The sequence below is a fragment of the Haloimpatiens massiliensis genome, assembly GCF_900184255.1.
GTDB classification, from domain to species: domain Bacteria; phylum Bacillota; class Clostridia; order Clostridiales; family Clostridiaceae; genus Haloimpatiens; species Haloimpatiens massiliensis.
This window is the reverse complement of sequence record NZ_LT854634.1, coordinates 13,797-32,299: the sequence shown is the minus strand read 5'-3', so window position 1 is coordinate 32,299 and position 18,503 is coordinate 13,797. Positions and strand designations below refer to the sequence as shown.

General features: G+C 30.4%; 17 protein-coding genes. 14 read left to right on the top strand and 3 right to left on the bottom strand.

The features are described from left to right. Window positions 1–36 precede the first annotated feature (36 nt). The 4 genes from C1715_RS00275 to C1715_RS00260 all read left to right on the top strand — a co-directional run bounded on the left by C1715_RS00275 (window position 37) and on the right by C1715_RS00260 (window position 3,873). Complete coding sequence (locus tag C1715_RS00275; RefSeq protein WP_102398693.1) at window positions 37–1,524, top strand: sodium:solute symporter family protein; 1,488 nt, start codon at window positions 37–39, stop codon at window positions 1,522–1,524. Between the two features lie 218 nt (window positions 1,525–1,742). Further along, window positions 1,743–2,195 carry a NanQ anomerase/TabA/YiaL family protein gene (locus C1715_RS00270; protein ID WP_102398692.1) on the top strand — a complete coding sequence of 151 codons (453 nt, stop codon included), beginning with the start codon at window positions 1,743–1,745 and terminating at the stop codon, window positions 2,193–2,195. A 49-nt stretch (window positions 2,196–2,244) separates the two neighbouring features. Next, complete coding sequence (locus C1715_RS00265) at window positions 2,245–2,940, top strand: N-acetylmannosamine-6-phosphate 2-epimerase (protein ID WP_207654950.1); 696 nt, start codon at window positions 2,245–2,247, stop codon at window positions 2,938–2,940. Window positions 2,941–2,952: 12 nt separating this feature from the next. Beyond that, window positions 2,953–3,873: an ROK family protein gene (locus C1715_RS00260; protein ID WP_102398690.1), complete on the top strand. Its 921-nt coding sequence runs from the start codon at window positions 2,953–2,955 to the stop codon at window positions 3,871–3,873. A 188-nt stretch (window positions 3,874–4,061) separates the two neighbouring features. Here the strand turns inward: C1715_RS00260 and C1715_RS19600 are convergent, their stop codons facing one another. Next, window positions 4,062–4,646: a hypothetical protein gene (locus C1715_RS19600; RefSeq protein WP_207654949.1), complete on the bottom strand. Its 585-nt coding sequence runs from the start codon at window positions 4,644–4,646 to the stop codon at window positions 4,062–4,064. A gap of 181 nt (window positions 4,647–4,827) precedes the next feature. Here C1715_RS19600 and C1715_RS19935 point away from each other — a divergent pair, with 181 nt between their 5' ends. The 9 genes from C1715_RS19935 (at window position 4,828) to C1715_RS00220 (ending at window position 16,164) form a co-directional block, all read left to right on the top strand. Next, window positions 4,828–4,953 carry a hypothetical protein gene (locus C1715_RS19935; RefSeq protein WP_278320071.1) on the top strand — a complete coding sequence of 42 codons (126 nt, stop codon included), beginning with the start codon at window positions 4,828–4,830 and terminating at the stop codon, window positions 4,951–4,953. Window positions 4,954–5,800: 847 nt separating this feature from the next. Then, window positions 5,801–7,609: an ABC transporter ATP-binding protein gene (locus tag C1715_RS00255; protein ID WP_102398689.1), complete on the top strand. Its 1,809-nt coding sequence runs from the start codon at window positions 5,801–5,803 to the stop codon at window positions 7,607–7,609. A gap of 13 nt (window positions 7,610–7,622) precedes the next feature. Beyond that, on the top strand, window positions 7,623–9,458 hold the full coding sequence (locus tag C1715_RS00250) for an ABC transporter ATP-binding protein (protein WP_102398688.1): 1,836 nt from the start codon (window positions 7,623–7,625) through the stop codon (window positions 9,456–9,458). A 416-nt stretch (window positions 9,459–9,874) separates the two neighbouring features. Next, window positions 9,875–10,381 carry a GNAT family N-acetyltransferase gene (locus tag C1715_RS00245; protein WP_102398687.1) on the top strand — a complete coding sequence of 169 codons (507 nt, stop codon included), beginning with the start codon at window positions 9,875–9,877 and terminating at the stop codon, window positions 10,379–10,381. A gap of 34 nt (window positions 10,382–10,415) precedes the next feature. Beyond that, window positions 10,416–10,889: a hypothetical protein gene (locus C1715_RS00240; RefSeq protein ID WP_102398686.1), complete on the top strand. Its 474-nt coding sequence runs from the start codon at window positions 10,416–10,418 to the stop codon at window positions 10,887–10,889. Window positions 10,890–11,246: 357 nt separating this feature from the next. Then, window positions 11,247–11,765: an ECF transporter S component gene (locus C1715_RS00235; protein WP_102398685.1), complete on the top strand. Its 519-nt coding sequence runs from the start codon at window positions 11,247–11,249 to the stop codon at window positions 11,763–11,765. Then, entirely contained in the window at window positions 11,762–12,337 is a 576-nt protein-coding gene (locus tag C1715_RS00230) for a class I SAM-dependent methyltransferase (RefSeq protein WP_051931474.1), read from the top strand. The genes C1715_RS00235 and C1715_RS00230 overlap by 4 nt, the downstream gene beginning before the upstream one ends. A gap of 272 nt (window positions 12,338–12,609) precedes the next feature. After that, window positions 12,610–14,577, top strand: a complete 1,968-nt coding sequence (locus tag C1715_RS00225) for an ABC-F family ATP-binding cassette domain-containing protein (RefSeq protein WP_102398684.1) — start codon at window positions 12,610–12,612, stop codon at window positions 14,575–14,577. A gap of 30 nt (window positions 14,578–14,607) precedes the next feature. After that, complete coding sequence (locus C1715_RS00220; RefSeq protein ID WP_102398683.1) at window positions 14,608–16,164, top strand: ABC-F family ATP-binding cassette domain-containing protein; 1,557 nt, start codon at window positions 14,608–14,610, stop codon at window positions 16,162–16,164. Window positions 16,165–16,231: 67 nt separating this feature from the next. Here C1715_RS00220 and C1715_RS00215 read toward each other — a convergent pair whose 3' ends face one another. Then, complete coding sequence (locus C1715_RS00215) at window positions 16,232–16,852, bottom strand: hypothetical protein (RefSeq protein WP_102398682.1); 621 nt, start codon at window positions 16,850–16,852, stop codon at window positions 16,232–16,234. Window positions 16,853–17,616: 764 nt separating this feature from the next. On the opposite strand from C1715_RS00215, the gene C1715_RS00210 reads away from it, so the two are divergent. Next, a complete protein-coding gene (locus C1715_RS00210; protein ID WP_102398681.1) occupies window positions 17,617–18,039 on the top strand; it encodes a YjdF family protein in 423 nt (140 codons plus the stop codon). Window positions 18,040–18,206: 167 nt separating this feature from the next. On the opposite strand, the gene C1715_RS19210 is transcribed toward C1715_RS00210, so the two are convergent. Continuing rightward, entirely contained in the window at window positions 18,207–18,383 is a 177-nt protein-coding gene (locus C1715_RS19210; protein WP_180963941.1) for a hypothetical protein, read from the bottom strand. Window positions 18,384–18,503: the final 120 nt, after the last annotated feature.

The window sequence follows — 18,503 nt, the reverse complement described above, 5'->3', positions numbered from 1 at the left end:
AAAACAATTAAATTAAATAAAATGGAGGGGTTATTTATGAAGGCATCATTTGAAATGTTGGATTATATAGTTTTAGTTGCATACCTTTTGTTTGTACTGTATGTAGGTATAAGAGTAGCTAAGAAAGAAATGAAAGGCAAAGAATATTTTAAAGGTGATGGAACAATTCCATGGTGGGTTGCAGCCGTTAGTTTATTTGCAACAATGCTAAGTCCAATTTCTTATTTAGCTTTAGCTGGACGTTCATTTAAAGCAGATTGGTCAGCTTGGGTGGCTCAGCTTGGTATATTCATAGCGGTGCCATTAACTATAAAATATTTCTTACCAGTTTATAAGAAACTTGATTTAGATACAGCATATGAATACTTAGAAAGAAGATTTAATAAAAGTTTAAGATTAGTAGGAAGTATAATGTTTATAATTTACCAAGTAGGTAGAATGTCTATAATCATGTATTTACCAGCATTGGCATTATCAATAGTTACAAAAGTAGATATAAATATATTAATAGTTCTTATGGGAGTTATAGCAATAGTATATTCATACGTAGGCGGAATTAAGTCAGTATTATGGACAGATTTTATACAAGGTGTTGTTTTATCATTAGGTGCTGTATTTGTAGTAATTTATATGGCATTTACAATTAAAGGTGGTTTAGGTGAAGTAGTTAGAGTTGGTGTGGCAGATGCTAAGTTCTTACATTTATCACAAATGCTTAACTTAAATATATTTAAAGAAGGATTCTTTATAGTACTTATAGGAGCAGGTTTGTCAACACTTTCATCTTATGTATCAAGCCAAGATATGGTTCAAAGATATACAACAACTACTGATCTTGGAGAAATGAAAAAGATGACATATTTAAATGGTGCTTTATCTATAGGTATAGCAACTGTATTTTTCTTCATAGGAACAGGATTATATGTATTTTATAAGCAAAACCCAGCATTATTAATATCAAAAGCAGAAGACCAAGTTTTTGCAAATTACATAGTTAGTCAATTACCAGCAGGTATATCAGGATTATTATTAGCGGGAGTATTTGCAGCAGGACAATCAACTTTATCTACAGGTCTAAATAGTGTGGCTACAAGCTGGACTTTAGATATACATAAGTTGATAAAAGGTGACGTTGACAATGATGAGGCAACTAGGCTTGCTAAAATTCTTTCTTTAGTAGTTGGAATAGTATCAATAGTAGTTTCTATAGTTTTAGCTCACTCTGATTTAAAATCTGCATATAGCTGGTTCAATGGATTTATGGGACTAGTTCTTGGAGTTGTAGGAGGTCTTTTTGGACTTGGAATATTTACAAAGAAAGCTAACTCTAAGGGAGCTATGACGGGATTTATAGTAGCTGCAGTGTTAAGTGTGGCAGCAAAATACTTTACAACAGTTACATTCTGGATGTATTCAGTTATAAGTATAGTTTCATGTATGATATTTGGATACATATTTAGTTTAATATTTAAGGATGATAAAAAGAAAGATTTGGATAGCTTAACTATATATGGTGATAAATAATAAATATAAATCGAAGTAAGCAGTTTAAATTAATTTGCCAGTAAAGCATAGTACTTAAATGGACATGTTTTCTGGCTAATTTCAAATATAAGGTGATTTTGTATTTAATTTAATGTAAAAGTAGTTTATTAAAAAGACACTTTAGCATTTTAATTATAAAAATTTAAGAATAGTGAGTATGTTAAAAGAGTTCAATTTGTACAGGGGGATGATACAATATGATAATTGATAAAATTAAAAATATAGAACTTTATGGTGATGTTGAAAGCAATATAGGTAAGGCTTTGAAATTTATGAAAGAACATGATTTTTCAAAGGATGAAAAAGGTGTTCATAAAGTGGATGGGGATGAGCTTTATTATGTAGTTGCAGAATATCAAACTAAAGATTTAGAAAAAGGCTTTTGGGAGTCTCATAAGAAATATATTGATGTACACTATATGTTAAATGGAGAGGAAAAATTGCTATATTCTAATTTTGAAAATATGGAAATAGAGAAGGATTATAATGAAAATGATGATGCTTATATTTTAAAAGGTGACATTGAAGGAGAATTAACTATAAAAGAGGGGACTTTTGTATTATGTTATCCAGAAGATGTGCATATGACAGGTATAAAAGTAAAAGATTCTAAGGATATAAGAAAAATTATATTTAAGATAGCTATTTAGTGAGATAATTTCATGACTTTGTAAGTGTTATATTTAGGAGATGATTATAATGAAAGAAGATTTAATCAATAAAATAAAGGGTGGTTTGATAGTATCTTGTCAAGCTTTAGAGGATGAACCACTCCATAGTTCTTTTATAATGTCCAAAATGGCTCTTGCGGCTAAAATTGGAGGTGCAGTGGGCATAAGGGCAAACACAGTAGAGGACATAAAGGCTATAAAGTGTGAAGTGGATTTACCTATAATAGGAATAATTAAGAGAACCTATGGAGAATGTTCTGTTTATATAACTCCTACTATGAAAGAAGTAGATGAATTATGTAAAGAGGGAGTACACATAATTGCTATAGATGCTACTAAAAGAGAAAGACCAGATGGAAAGAAACTTTGTGAATTTGTAAAAGAAATAAAAAATAAATATCCAAATCAATTATTGATGGCAGATATATCTGATTTAGAAGAAGCAAGATTAGCAGAAGCATGTGGTTTTGATTTTGTAGGAACTACTATGCATGGATATACTGAGTATACTAAAGGAATGGATATACAAGATAATGATTTTGAATTTTTAATGCAGGTTTTAGACAATGTAAAAATACCTGTAATTTCAGAGGGGAAAGTAGATACACCAGAAAAAGCAAAAAAATGCTTAAAGAGGGGAGCTTTAGCAGTGGTTACAGGAGGAGCTATTACTCGTCCACAATTGATAACTAAAAAGTTTGTTGATGAGATTAATAATAAATAGGAGGATGAAACAGTGAAATACTTAGCTGTGGATATAGGTGGAACTGGAATAAAATACGGAGTAGTAGAAGAGAATGGTGATATACTGGATGTCTATAGTACAGATACAGAGGCTTGCAGGGGAGCAGATTGCCTAATAGAAAAAGTAAAGAATGTAATAAGATTTCTACTAAAAGAACACGGCGAAGACATAGGCGGTATAGGCATAAGTACTGCAGGACAAGTGGATAGGGTAGCTGGAAAAATTATATTTGCAACGGATGCAATACCTGGTTGGACAGGGGTAAAGCTAAGAGAAATTATAGAAAAGGAATTTTCATATCCTTGTTATGTGGATAATGATGTAAACTGCGCAGCCTTAGGAGAAATGTGGGCAGGAGCCGCTAGGAATAAGAAAAACTTCTTATGTCTTACATTAGGTACAGGCATAGGTGGAGCTATAGTGTTAAATGGAGATGTGTTTACAGGAAGTAGCTATTCAGCAGGGGAATTTGGACATATGAATTTATATCCTAATGGTGTGGAATGCAATTGTGGCCATAGGGGTTGTTATGAAAGATATGCATCTACATCTGGTTTAGTAAAATTTGCACAAGAAAAGGCAGGAACAAAAGAAAAATTAAATGGAAAAATAATATTTGAAAGAGCCAATAATGGGGAAAAAATATATAAAGACATAGTTAATCAATGGACCTATAATGTTGCATTGGGACTAAAAAATCTTGTACACATATTTAATCCTTCCCTTATTATAATAGGTGGAGGGGTATCGGCTCAGGGAAATTTAATTACAGATCTAATAAAAGATCATCTGGATAATATGATAATGCCTTCATTTAATAAAAACTTAATGTTAAAGGTTGCTAGCTGTGGTAACAAGGCTGGAATGCTGGGGGCAGTATACGGATTAAAAAATAACGGCTGTAAAAGATAATTATTATATTAAATAAAAATGATATAAGTTAGAAACTACATATAATAAAAAGGATGAATAGCAGTACATTTTTATATTCATCCTTTTTTATTTCATGGTTACATAATTAAATTTTCAACCCTATTATGAAAGAACAAATCAATAGTAGCTAAATGCATATAAAATCAATATTAATTTATATCATTTTATCAAATTAAAGGTAAAAGTTCAGTGTTAGAAATAGATGTAAAATTAGAGCTATAATCCGATAATCTTCCACTGTAAACTAGTTTTAAATGTTTGGAAGTTCTAAAGTCAGAAGGAGTAATTAATTCACATTTTTTATTAAATATTTTAACATTACTTTTTTCTAAGACAGTTGCTGCAAATTGAGAACAAAAATAAGCATTTTCTCTTTTAAATGGTATATTAAAAGCAACAGCAAATAAACCTATAAAATTATATTTGTATTTATTCTTATTATTATGAAATGTATTTATAATTTCCTTCATCTTTTCGTATTGTAACTTGTCCACCCGCAGAGTATATACTGCACAATTTACATTGGTAAATATAGAATAAAGTCCTTCATATCTATTTTCAACTATGAAGCCACCTATTAGTGGGTTTTGTGGAAATATCCTTCCAAAACTATATATTTGATTTAATTCAATGTCAAAGCCTATAGAAACATGGGTATAAGGTTCATTAGTGTATCTTTGTATAACTTTCGATAGCAATGTGCCCGTATTAGTTAAAAGTATTACTACTTCAGTTTTTTTAGTTTTGCACATAGTTTTTTCTCCCTTTTACATTATGGAATAGTAAAAATTTTGTCTAAATTAAGGTTTATTTTATAAAAAAGTCAATATTATTTTAACATATTAAATCTTCATTGTGTGTATTATTTTTGCGTATAAAATTCTTAATATTTGGAAATATATATATGAAATATATAAAATAGGAGTGAAAAATATGAGTAAAAGAAAAAATACTAACAAGCAACTTTCAGCAATGGGCATAAAAAGAATGGATAATGATAAAGAAACGCGAAAGAATAAGGGGAGAGATAAAGATGAATTTATGGAGGATGATATATAACCTAGTTACTGGAGAATATATATTTAAATAGTATGTTATGATTATCCCACAATAAGGTACAATGTAGTGGAATTATGAAATTTCTCCTCCATGACTTGCATAAGAGCTCGGAACAATAAATTTAATTTAAGAAATTCTAATTTTTTAGCCATATAAAATTATCTAACGCTCACATTCAGCGTCCTGCCTCAGGTTCGTAAGCCTGACGTCCTTTTAAGGATTACGATAATTTTATCTGTCTAAAAGAAGAATTTCTAAAATTAAATTTAAACAGTTCCTTTGCTTCTTATGCAAGTCATTCCAGAGAAATTTCATAATTCAGGTAATATAATGCTTTTGTGGGATAATCATGTTATTGGATATATGAATAGCTGTATAAAAAAGTACATTAGTATTTTTTAAAGTTTTTTGAAAATATTACTTGCAAATAATATATAAGTAGTTTATACTAAATATTGTGAAAATTAATAAAAAAGAATTTGAAAAAAGGAGGTCGTGAAATGTTAAGTAAAATGAATATATGTTATATTGGCAATTCAGATTTAAGTAAATTAGATACTGTACACGGCCTTTGGAATATAGTGTGATTTTATGCTTATTACCGTTAATATTTCTTTGTGATAAGTTTGTTTGAAATTGTACTGCCATGGGTTAATTGTGACCTATGGCTTTTGTATTCTATAGTAGTATTTTGTTTTAAGATATTAGAGCCGTAGAAAAATTTCTACGGTTTTTTATATATTATGGAGGTGTGCAGTTATGAAAAAATTATTTAGCAAATATTTTAGGAAACCATTAGTTTTTACGTGAGTTATTTTAAAAAATGCAATAGAGAGGGGGACTTTATGTGAAAAATTCTAAACTTTTGTGGAATTTTATGAAAGGAAATAGACTTAAGTATATTGGGGCAATACTCAGTATAGGACTTGCAACATTTTTTTCTACCTTATCACCTTTAGTTATAAGAACTACCATAGACTCTATATTAGGCGGAAAACCTATGGAGCTTTCAGAGGCGGGAGTAAGGTTCGTGAACTTCTTGGGAGGCAAATCTGTGTTAGTTCAAAACCTTTGGATTTGTACAATATTATTGGTAATTATAACTTTAGTAAGGGGAATATTTTTATTTTTAAAAGGAAGGTGGTCAGCTTCAGCTTCAGAAAATATAGCTAAAAATATTAGAGAAACTTTGTATAATCATATTCAACATTTACCTTATGATTATCATGTAAAATGTGAAACTGGAGACTTGATTCAAAGATGCACCTCTGATGTAGATACTATAAGAAGATTTTTAGCTATGCAACTAGTGGACATTGGAAGAGCAGTTTTTATACTAATCTTTTCTATAACCATGATGCTTTCATTAAATGTTAAAATGACCCTTATAGCTATGGCAGCAGTGCCTATAATATTTGCATATTCTTGGATATTCTTTAACGGCATAAAAAAGTTATTCCAAAAAGCAGATGAATCTGAGGCTAAAATGACCACAGCACTTCAAGAAAATTTATCTGGTGTTAGAGTGGTAAGAGCCTTTGGAAGACAAAAATATGAAGTAGATAAATTTAATGCTAGAAGTGAAGAGTTTAGAGATTTAAGTTACAAGATGTATGCTCTTAGAGGAAATTATTGGTCTATTTCAGATTTTTTATGTATGCTTCAAACAGGAGCAGTATTAATTGCCGGAGTTTATTTAACTGCAAGAGGCGAAATGACCTTAGGTACCTTATTTGTTTTTACAACTTATGAAGGAATGTTATTATGGCCAGTTAGGCAGCTTGGTAGGATATTATCTGATGCAGGTAAAATGGTAGTGTCTATAAACCGTATTAGTGAGGTTTTAGGGGAAAAAGAAGAGAAAATAAGTTTAGAGGATTTAAAACCTGAAGTAAAAGGAAATATAGAATTTCAACAGGTGTATTTTGAATATGAAAAGGATGTACCAGTACTAGATGGAGTATCCTTTAAAGTTAAAAAAGGAGAAACAGTAGGTATAATGGGAAGAACAGGCTCCGGAAAGTCATCCTTAGTACATTTATTAGCTAGATTGTACGATTATGATAGAGGTTCTATAAAGATAGATGGAGTGGAACTTAAGAATATTAACAGAAAATGGATAAGAAAGAATATAGGGATAGTTCTTCAGGAACCTTTTCTATTTTCCAAAAGTATAAAGGATAATATAAGTCTTGCTAAAAAGGAAGCAGTAGATAAGGATATATTTGAAGCTGCTGATATTGCAGCTGTACACGATGTAATAATGGGCTTTGACAGAGGATATGAAACTTTAGTAGGAGAAAAAGGAGTAACATTGTCTGGAGGACAAAGGCAGAGAGTTGCTATTGCCAGAACAGTTATAAATAAGAGTCCTATATTAATTTTTGATGATTCCTTAAGTGCAGTGGATACAGAAACAGACAGGGCAATAAGAAAAGCTTTGTCTAAAAGAAGTAAGGGAGTTACTACTTTGATAATTTCTCACCGTGTGTCTACTTTAAAGGAAGCAAATAAAATAATAGTATTGGATAAAGGCAAAATAGTAGATATGGGTAGTCATGAAGAACTTATTAAAAAAGACGGGCTATACAAGCGTATTTGGGAAATACAAAGTTCATCAGAGGGTGAGCATTCAAGTGGCAGCAAGGTAAGTTAAGGGGGTGAATTGTTTGAGTGCATATGTAGAAGAAAATTTCAGCAATAAAAATGAAAAAATTGATTTTGGGCTTTGGAGGAAACTCTTAAAGTATGCAGCTGATTTTAAAAAGCAGCTTATAATTTTAGGATTTGTAATGATAGGGGTAGCGGGTATTGATGTTTTAATACCCTACCTTACTAAATATGCCATAGATAATTTCGTAATAACTGGAAATGTACAAGGACTTTTAAAATTTTCAATAGTTTATATAGTAGTCATAGGAATTCAAGCTATAAATGTAAAGCTTCTAGTAACTTTTTCTGGAGGGGTAGAAACTAAGCTTGCCCACCATATAAGAAAACTTGGATTTAAAAGGTTACAGGAATTATCATTTTCTTACTATGACACTACTCCTGTAGGATGGATGATGTCTAGAATGACGTCAGATATATATAGGTTAAGTGAAATAGTTTCTTGGGGACTTACAGACATGGTATGGGCTTTAGTTATGATGATGGGTTTTGCAGGCGTTATGTTTTATCACAATTGGAAACTTACATTAATAACGTTGTGTGTGGTTCCACCATTGTTTCTAATAGGAATATATTTTGAGAAAAAGATATTGGATGCTTATAGAAAGGTTAGAAAAATAAACTCTCGTATAACAGGGGATTTTAATGAATGTATAACAGGAGCTCAAACTACTAAAACATTAGTTAGAGAAGAAGATAATTTAACAGAGTTTAAATTAGATACAAAAAATATGAGAGATTCAGCAGTCAGGGCTGCGGTGTTTTCTGCTCTTTTCCTTCCTATAGTTTTAACTCTAGGAAGCATTGGAACGGGTTTAGCTCTTTGGTTTGGAGGACAGGATGTACTTTTAAAAACCATAAGCTATGGAACTTTAATGATGTTTATTTCCTACAGCGTTCAGTTTTTTGAACCAGTAAGCCAATTGGCAGCTACTATAGCAGAGCTTCAACATGCTCAAGCTTCTGCAGAGAGAATTTTATCATTGATAGAGACAGAATCAGACATATACGATTCTAAAGAAGTTCAGGAGATTTATGGAGATGAGTACAATCCCAAAATGGAAAATTGGCCAGAGGTTCATGGGAGCATAACCTTTAAAGATGTGTCCTTTGCATATAAAGATGGTCAAAAGGTTTTAGATAACTTTAACTTAGATGTAAAAGCTGGAGAAACTATAGCTTTAGTTGGAGAAACAGGTTCAGGAAAGAGTACTATAGTAAATCTTGCTTGTAGATTTTATGAGCCTACAGCTGGAGAAATTTTAATAGATGGAGTTAATTATAAAGAAAGATCTATTAGTTGGCTTCAAGCTAATTTAGGCTACGTTTTACAAAGTCCACATCTTTTCAGTGGTACCATAAAAGAAAATATAAGATATGGGAGATTAGATGCTACAGATGAGGAAATAATAGAAGCAGCTAAACTAGTAGACGCTCATGATTTTATAATGAAAATGGATAAGGGATATGATACAGAAGTTGGTGAAGGTGGGGGAATGCTATCTACTGGAGAAAAACAACTTATATCCTTTGCTAGAGCTATAGTCGCGAATCCATCTATATTCGTTTTAGATGAAGCTACTTCTTCTATAGATACTGAAACAGAAAGGGTAATACAAAATGCTATAGATAAGGTGTTAGAAGGAAGAACTAGCTTTGTAATAGCTCATAGACTTTCTACTATAGTATCTGCAGATAGAATATTAGTTATAAAAAATGGAAAAATACTAGAACAGGGTAATCATGAAAGTCTTATGAGAAGAAAAGGTTATTATTATAACTTGTACACTAATCAATTTGTACAGGAACAGGAAAATGAAATTTTGAATGCATAGTATTTTATAATATAGTTAAGGTTATGCCATAATTTCTTTCATAGAATTATGGCATAATTTAATTATGCATTTATAACATAAAAAATAATGTAGATTGAGGGATGGAAAAAGATTTATGAGTATTTGAAGATAAAAAGATAAAAATTTATTAATATGATTAACCCACAAAAAGGTACAATGTGATGGAATTATGAAATTTCTCCTCAGTGACTTGTATAAGATCTCGGAACAATAAATTTAAACAGTTCCTTTGCTTCTTATGCAAATCATTCCAGATAAATTTCATAATTCAAGTAATTTAATACTTTTTGTGGGTTAATCATTAATATAGGTTAAATAGGAGGTCACTTGTCAAAAATTCCTTAATAATTAATATTCTTGTTAATCATTAATATAGGTTAAATAGGAGGGAAAATATGAATATACAATTAAAAGAAATAGAAGAATCTTTATTTGATGAAACAGTAAAAATGATAACAGATTTTTTTAATTACCATAGAAAGCTTACAAATGCCCCTAAAGAATTTTGGACAAATGATGAAGAATCATTGGAAACCTTAAAGGAATGGATGGAAGCGGGAAAGGTATTTAATATATTAAATGAAGGTAAAAACATAGGATTTATAAGCGTAAGATTTGGAGGACAAGATGCTGCATGGCTTGAAGATATATTTATTGTAGAACAGTATAGAGGACATGGAATTGGAAAATACGTTATAAAGGAACTGGACAAGATGATGAAAGAAAAAGGGATAATATCTATTTTTGTAAGTGTTATACCCAGAAATACTTCAGCACTACAATTTTATATAGATTGTGGATTTGATCATCTTAATATGATTGAACTTAGGAAGAATTATGATGAAAAATTAAATAAGAATGATAATATTAATGTTTTGGGATTTGATTTAAAGAAATATTAAATAGATAATTAAAAGTTAAATTGGAGGACTTAATATGGCTAAAATAGATTTAAAGAAGGCACAAAATTATTTAGAAAAGTGGCAAGAAATACTTAGGTTAAAGGATTGGGATATAAAACTACATTTAGTAGAAAGTGAATGGAGAAAATCTGGAGATATAAAGATAGACTGTTCCAATAAACAGGCAATAGTAATGTTAAACAATCATAATGCCAAGATGAATAATTATGAAGCTGTATTACTTCATGAACTTTTGCATTTGAAGCTTTGGGGAATGGATCAAATGATTGAGGAATTTTTAATAGGAGTTTTTGGACAAGATGAAAATGATCCTAAATATAATTTTGCATACAATCAATTTATGCTGGTTTTAGAATCTACCACGGAAGATTTGACAAAGGGATTTTTATCTCTAGGGGGAGAAAATAAAGATATAAATTTTGGGTATGCTGAAAGAGAGGTAGCGAAGGAGATAGAAGTTAATAAGAGGCAGTCACGTGAAAAATAAGTAGACAAGTTATAAAATACATGTTATAATTTGTATTAATTAGAAGAATTATAGAGTGAAGTTAAAGTGAACGAATCACTATAACGTTATTTATATAAATCCAAAGCATTAAATAAAATTTAATAATTGAATAAAATTATACGAATATATTATGTTACCACGAAGGTAGAGATTTTTCTCTACCTTTTTATTTTTTTATCCGATGACTACCTGCCGTAACACTCCCACTTCTAACAAAGTGGGAGATAACGGCAGCTACGTCCATGGATAACGATCTCTAACCTTCAGATGGAGTAAAAACTCCATCTGAAGCTAAGAGCTCTGTTTATAGAAATTATATTATCGGGGGGTATAAAAATGAACAGTAAAACTAATAACATGATCAAGGTAGCTATTTTTATAGCAATAGGATTAATTTTACCTTACTTTTTTCATATGGTAGGCATGGCGGGACCTGTGTTTTTACCTATGCATATACCAGTTTTATTATGTGGAATGGTGCTTGGGTGGAAGTATGGAATTGTAGTAGGATTTATAACACCACTTTTAAATTCATTTTTAACAGGAATGCCACCATTATTTCCAACAGGAATTTCTATGGCGTGTGAACTTGCAGCTTATGGATTTTTATCAGGATATTTATATAAGAAAAAAAGATTAAATATAATGTTTGCATTGGTATTATCTATGTTTGGTGGACGACTAATATCTGGTATAATGAATTATATACTACTTACTGCTAAAGGAAATAACTTTGTATTTAAAGCATTCTTAACAGGAGCCTTTGTAAAAGGCTTTATAGGCATAATTATACAATTAATATTAATTCCTGTAGTGGTAAAGGCACTAGAGAAAGGGGAAAAAGTAACTGCATGATGAATGATAAAGAGTTCTTTAACCAAGTAGCATTTAAGTGGGATGATATGTGTCATCATGATGAAAATAAAATAAATCATATAATAGATATAAGTGATGTTAAGAAAGAGTCTAAAATCCTTGATGTGGGTACAGGGACAGGAGTTCTTATAAAATATTTAATGAAGACAAATCCTAAAGAAATTTATGGTGTAGATTTGTCAGAAAATATGATACAGGTTGCCAAAAGTAAATATAAGGATGATAGAGTAAAATTTTATGCAGAAGATGTAGTAGAATTTAATGAAGAAAAAGATTTTGATTATATATTCATTTATTCTGCATATCCACATTTTAAAGATAAGGAAAAACTTTTTAGTCATTTAAGAAAGCTTATGAAGGAAAATGGTAAAATAATAATTTGTCATTCTCAAAGCAAGGAGGATATAAACAGGGTTCATGCTTCCAAGGAGGCTGTAAAAGAACATATACTCCCAAAGGCAGAGATTACCTGTGAAATTATGAAAAATTATTTTAAAATAAACAAGTGCATTGACAATGATGAAATGTATTATATATCTGCCGTAAAATAATTGTATATTGAAGTAATTTAGAGCTAAATATAGATTTATTTTATCTATATTTATTATTGACTGCTATACTGAGTGACTAGTATAGCAGTCCTATTTTTATAATATGGTATTATTTTTTACTGAATTTACAATTAAAATAAGATATAATATATTATGTATGTAAAAAAATATAGTGCACTAATAATAAAAGTTTCTCCTATAATTTTGAAAATTGTAATTTGAGAAGTAAGTACTGGAGATTGTGGATTCACATAGATAGAAAGGAAGATAAAATGAATTTAATAACATTAGAAAATATAAATAAGAGCTATGGTGAGAAGGTACTTTTAAAGCAGGTGTCTCTTGGCATAAATGAGGGAGAAAAAATAGGACTAATAGGGATAAATGGTACAGGAAAGTCTACTCTCCTTAAGATTATAGCAGGGGTAGAAAATTTTGATGAGGGAAACGTAATAAAGAAAAATAAACTTATTATAGAATATTTAAATCAAAGCATGGAATTTCAGGAGGAGCTAACGGTTATACAGCAAATATTTAAGGGTGATTCTCCGGTGATGAAAGTTTTAAGGGAATATGAAGAAATAATGGACAGTATAGAGAAAAATCCTGAGAATTTAAATCTTCAAAGTAAACTTATGGAGATTACAAGTAAGATAGATGCACTTGATGCATGGAGCCTTGAAAGTAATGCTAAGATAATTCTTACAAAGCTTGGAATAAATGATTTTAATGCGAAGGTAGGAAAGCTTTCCGGTGGGCAGAGAAAAAGAATAGTTCTGGCAGGAGCACTTATCAGACCTTGTGACATTTTGATATTAGATGAGCCTACCAACCATTTGGATAATGAAACTATAAAATGGCTTGAAGAATACTTAAATAGCAGGAAGGGTTCTCTTATTATGATAACCCACGATAGATATTTCCTAGACAGGGTAACTAATAGAATATTGGAGCTAAATAGAGGAAATTTGTACAGCTATGAAGGAAATTATAGCTTATATTTAAATGCTAAGGTAGAAAGACAAGAATTAGAAAAGTCTCTAGAGCAAAAGAGACAAAACTTATATAGAAGAGAATTGGCATGGATAAGAAGGGGAGTTAAAGCTAGAGGAACTAAACAAAAGGCTAGAGTGGATAGATTTAAAGAACTAGTAGCAGAAGAAGGATATGTAGATGATGAAAACATGGATATATGTGTTGGCAGCACTAGACTCGGAAAGAAAGTAATAATTGCAGAGGAAATAAATAAGAGTTTTGGAGACAAAAAAATTATAAAAGACTTTAATTTTATATTGAGTGGAGAAGATAGAGTAGGTATAATAGGAAACAATGGACTTGGTAAGTCTACTCTTTTAAATATTTTATCAGGAAATATAAAAGCTGATAAAGGCATAATAGATGTGGGGGAAACAGTGCAAATAGGATATTTTTCTCAAGAATACACTCACATGGATGAAAATATGAGGGCCATAGAATATATAAGAGAAGCAGGAGAATTTATAAAAACGGCAGATGGACATTCTATAAGTGCCTCTCAAATGATGGAAAGATTTTTGTTTTCAGGAGATATACAATATGCTCCTATAGGTAAGTTATCTGGGGGAGAAAAGAGAAGACTTCAACTTTTAAGGGTTTTAATGTATGCACCTAATGTATTGTTTTTAGATGAGCCTACCAATGATTTAGATATAGATACATTGAATATTTTAGAAAATTATATTGAAAACTTTGAAGGAGCAGTGGTTACAGTTTCCCACGATAGATACTTCTTAGATAAAATTGCAAATAAAATACTTGCTTTTAGAGGAAATGGTGAGGTTTTAGAGCATACAGGAAATTATTCAGACTACGTGGATTTTTTAGAAAAAACGCAGCAAAATTCATGTGTAGAAGATGGTACACAGCAGAAACTACCTAAAGATAAACAAAATGGAGAAAAATATAAGAAAAATGAAAAAGAAAAGAGTGAAAATAATGATTTAAAAAATAGCACTAAGCCTTCTAAAATAAAATTCTCCTATAAAGAGCAAAGAGAATATGAAAAAATAGATGAAGTTATAGAAGGAGTAGAAAAAAATCTTTCAGAGATTGAAGAAAAAATAAATTCAACTGCTAGTGATTATACACTACTTCAGGAGTTATTAGCTAAGAATGAAGAGCTTGAAAGTGAACTTTTAGAGCTAATGGAAAGATGGGAGTATTTAAATGAAATAGCGGAGAAGATTAAAAATCAGAGCTAGAAAAACAAAATACGGAAGAGGAGAAAAGAGATGAGTATTTTAACAGTAAAAAACGTAAATCATGGCTTTGGAGCTAGAGCCATATTTGAAGATGTGTCTTTTAGACTTTTAAAGGGAGAGCATGTAGGTTTAATAGGAGCTAATGGAGAAGGAAAATCTACCTTTATGAATATAATAACTGGAAAGATAGCACCAGATGAGGGGACTGTAGAGTGGTCAAATAGAATTAGAGTTGGATATATGGATCAGCATGCAGTGCTTCAAAAGGGCAATACCATAAGAGATATACTTAGACAAAGCTTTCAATATCTTTTTGATCTAGAGAAGGAAATGATGGATATAACAGAAAAGATGGCTGATGCCTCAGAGGATGAGCTTACAAAGCTTTTGGAGGATATGGGGACTATTCAAGATCTTTTGGATAACAATGGATTTTATGTTATAGATGCTAAAATAGAAGAAGTAGCAGGGGGGCTTGGACTTAGAGATGTGGGGCTGGATAAAGATGTAGCTGAGCTAAGTGGTGGACAGAGAACAAAGGTACTTTTGGCAAAACTTCTTTTAGAAAATCCAGACATACTTCTTTTGGACGAGCCTACTAACTATTTGGATGAGCAGCATATAGAGTGGCTTAAGAGATATCTTCAAAATTATGAAAATGCATTCATACTTATATCTCATGATATACCGTTTTTGAATAGCGTTATAAATTTAATTTATCATGTGGATAATAAAAAGTTAGAAAGATATGTGGGAGACTACAATACCTTTATGGCACAAAGAGAAGCAAAGATAAAGCAAATGGAAGCGGCTTATGAAAGACAGCAGCAGGAAATAAAAGGTCTTAAGAACTTTATAGCTAGAAATAAGGCTAGAGTTGCTACCACGAATATGGCAAAATCAAGACAGAAGAAACTTGATAAAATGGATATCATAGAACTTCCAAAGGAAAAGGTAAAGCCTGAATTTAATTTTAAACAAGGAAGAACTTCTGGAAAAATGATTTTTGAAACTAAGGATTTAGTAATAGGATATGGAGAACCTCTTTCAAAGCCTTTAAATATAAGCATGGAGAGAGGTCAGAAAATAGCCCTTGTGGGAGCTAATGGTATCGGTAAAACCACTCTTCTTAGAAGTTTAATGGGAAAAATTAAACCACTTTCAGGGGAAATAGAACTAGGAGATTATCAGTTAATAGGGTACTTTGAGCAAGAAGAAAAAGAAGGAAATTATAATACCTGCATAGAAGAGGTTTGGCATGAATTCCCAGGATTTACTCAGTATGAGGTAAGAGTAGCTTTAGCAAAATGCGGACTTACTACAGAGCATATAGAAAGTCAAATAGTAGTTTTATCTGGAGGCGAAAAAGCTAAGGTAAGACTATGTAAGCTTATAAATAAGGAAACAAATATATTGATACTGGACGAGCCTACCAATCATTTGGATGTAGAAGCTAAAGATGAACTTAAAAGAGCTTTAAAAGGATACAAAGGCTCTATACTTATGGTTTGCCATGAACCTGAATTTTATAGGGATGTGGTTACAGAGGTCTGGAATTGTGAAGAATGGACAACAAAGATTGTGTAAGACAAGTTGAATAATGGTTAATATAAAGAGAGATAGAAGAGATTCTATCTCTCTTTATTATGAAAATCTAATAACCGTAAGCGGTAATTACATGTGCCTGACAATCACCCCGTATACAAACAATTAAATATTGTTCTATTGTATTAAGGCGATTATGACAAGTATATTTACTTAAGGTTAATGGAGTTTTTAAATTAGTAGAATTTTCTAAGGAAGTATAAGGCTTTTTTAATATAAGTTTATTATAACTTTTAACTTGCATTTGCAATTTTAAATTTACACCAGGTATTGGGTCTGATGTAGTACCAAAATTTATTGGGTCACTAGCGGTAACATTACAAGTAAAGTGGTATCCAGGATTAGCGAAGATTGAATAAGGAGAAACAGTTGCGTCAGCTAAATAGTGACCAGAAGAATTAAATTTTCCATTACAACCATAAGAGATAAATAATACTATTTCAGCTATAGTATCATTTTTTGCATTTGTAAAATTAAATCTGAAAGGTCCATATCTTTTTAAAACAAACCCTTCCATATCTGACCAACTTGCATTTGGAGGTAAGATAGATACAGAAGTTGAATTAAAAGTTATATTTGAATTTTGTGTTTTAATATTATAGTCATATTTTATCATTCCTGATTCGGAAAAATTACAAGTGTTATATTTGTGATTTTCCTCTATATTCAATTTGAACTCACTCTCCATAATAATTAAAATTTAATAGTATTTTTGATTAAAATAATATATTATATAATATGTAATATGATAAAAATAAATTGTTTGTTACAAAAATCTTTTAAATATAATTTAGCTTGGTATGGTGAAGTTAATTAGATTTTATGAAATATTAATTGTGGAAAATGTAGTGAAAATTAGACAACAAAAATTGTATAATAATTTCATAATAAAAATAGTTAGTTTTAAATAAATTAAATCTTTTTATTATATGATTAACCCACAATAAGGTACAATGTAATGGAATTATGAAATTTCTTCTCCATAACTTGCATAAGAGCTCGGAACAATAAATTTAATTTAAGAAATTCTAATCTTTTAGCCATATAAAATTATCTAACGCTCACATTCAGCGTCCTGCCTCAGGTTTGCTAGCCTGGCGTCCTTGCCAGGCTTACGATAATTTTATCTGTCTAAAAGAAGAATTTCTAAAATTAAATTTAAACAGTTCTTTTGCTTCTTATGCAAGTCATTCCAGAGAAATTTCATAATTCAGGTAATGTAATGCTTTTGTGGGATAATCATTATATTAAATATAAAATTAAAAAATATATAGTTTATTGTATTTTGCCAACAATTTTGGTAAATTAGTATGTAGAGATAAAAACACAGTTTCTGTTGGTAGTCAGAACCTATATAAATTTAATATAGCAGTAACCTGCCCTCCTGGGGTTGTCCATTCTCTAGAGATTTTAATTTAACAGGAGGAGATGTTTATGATAACATCAATTAAATTAACAGTTCTTTTTAATGAACCTTTTTGGATAGGTGTATTTGAAGTATATGAGAATGATGGTTATAAAGTATGTAAGGTGACTTTTGGAGCGGAGCCTAAAGATGAAGAGATTCATCAATTTATATTAAAAGAATTTAAAAATTTAAAGTTCAGTAGTATAATAGCCAATTTAAATGAAAAATTAGGCATAAGACGGGAAAAACCCAAAAGGATGCAAAGAAAAATTAGAAAAGAAACTAAAAACGAGGGTATAGGAACTAAGGCTCAAATAGCTTTAAAAAAACAGTTTGAGGAAAATAAGTTAATTAACAAAAAAATTAACAAAGAGCGAAAAAATGAAATGGAAGAAAGAAAGTTTCAATTAAAGCAGACGAAAAAGAAAGAAAAGCATAAAGGACATTAGAATAATAATTGCATAGTATAAAATTAAAGGTTTATTTTTAAAGAATATTTGATATAATATAAATAAGAAGAGGCTTAGTGCTGGTAACACTAAGCCAACCCTAGAACGTTTTTAGTTTTAGGGCTATTGGATTTTATTTAATAATTAAATAAGTAAAGAAAAGAGTTCTACTTCTTGCTGGATGGGGAACTTTTTTCTTTTGTCTTAAATTTAATTTTAAGACTTTTAACACTAATATTCATTTCAAAATCACAAAGTTTCGAAGCTGGTTTTAAGGCTATAAATATCAGTAAAACAATTATTACTGAAAATAAAGTCATAAAAGCAATTAGTATCATATCCAATACCACCCCCTTAAGCTATGATGAGAATCATCAATAGCCCAAGGTGGCTAACGTACAACCACCGTAGCCATCCACTTCTACGGTTACGAAATTTACTTAGTTAGTATAGCATAATTCTAA

What these genes read in the sequence shown, in the direction of transcription:
- C1715_RS00275 (WP_102398693.1), top strand. Translation starts at nt 37, where the DNA reads ATGAAGGCATCATTTGAAATGTTGGATTATATAGTTTTAGTTGCATAC.
- C1715_RS00265 (WP_207654950.1), top strand. Translation starts at nt 2,245, where the DNA reads ATGAAAGAAGATTTAATCAATAAAATAAAGGGTGGTTTGATAGTATCT.
- C1715_RS00210 (WP_102398681.1), top strand. Translation starts at nt 17,617, where the DNA reads ATGATAACATCAATTAAATTAACAGTTCTTTTTAATGAACCTTTTTGG.
- C1715_RS00225 (WP_102398684.1), top strand. Translation starts at nt 12,610, where the DNA reads ATGAATTTAATAACATTAGAAAATATAAATAAGAGCTATGGTGAGAAG.
- C1715_RS00245 (WP_102398687.1), top strand. Translation starts at nt 9,875, where the DNA reads ATGAATATACAATTAAAAGAAATAGAAGAATCTTTATTTGATGAAACA.
- C1715_RS00240 (WP_102398686.1), top strand. Translation starts at nt 10,416, where the DNA reads ATGGCTAAAATAGATTTAAAGAAGGCACAAAATTATTTAGAAAAGTGG.
- C1715_RS19935 (WP_278320071.1), top strand. Translation starts at nt 4,828, where the DNA reads ATGAGTAAAAGAAAAAATACTAACAAGCAACTTTCAGCAATGGGCATA.
- C1715_RS00230 (WP_051931474.1), top strand. Translation starts at nt 11,762, where the DNA reads ATGATGAATGATAAAGAGTTCTTTAACCAAGTAGCATTTAAGTGGGAT.
- C1715_RS00235 (WP_102398685.1), top strand. Translation starts at nt 11,247, where the DNA reads ATGAACAGTAAAACTAATAACATGATCAAGGTAGCTATTTTTATAGCA.
- C1715_RS00220 (WP_102398683.1), top strand. Translation starts at nt 14,608, where the DNA reads ATGAGTATTTTAACAGTAAAAAACGTAAATCATGGCTTTGGAGCTAGA.
- C1715_RS19600 (WP_207654949.1), bottom strand. Translation starts at nt 4,646, where the DNA reads ATGTGCAAAACTAAAAAAACTGAAGTAGTAATACTTTTAACTAATACG.
- C1715_RS00270 (WP_102398692.1), top strand. Translation starts at nt 1,743, where the DNA reads ATGATAATTGATAAAATTAAAAATATAGAACTTTATGGTGATGTTGAA.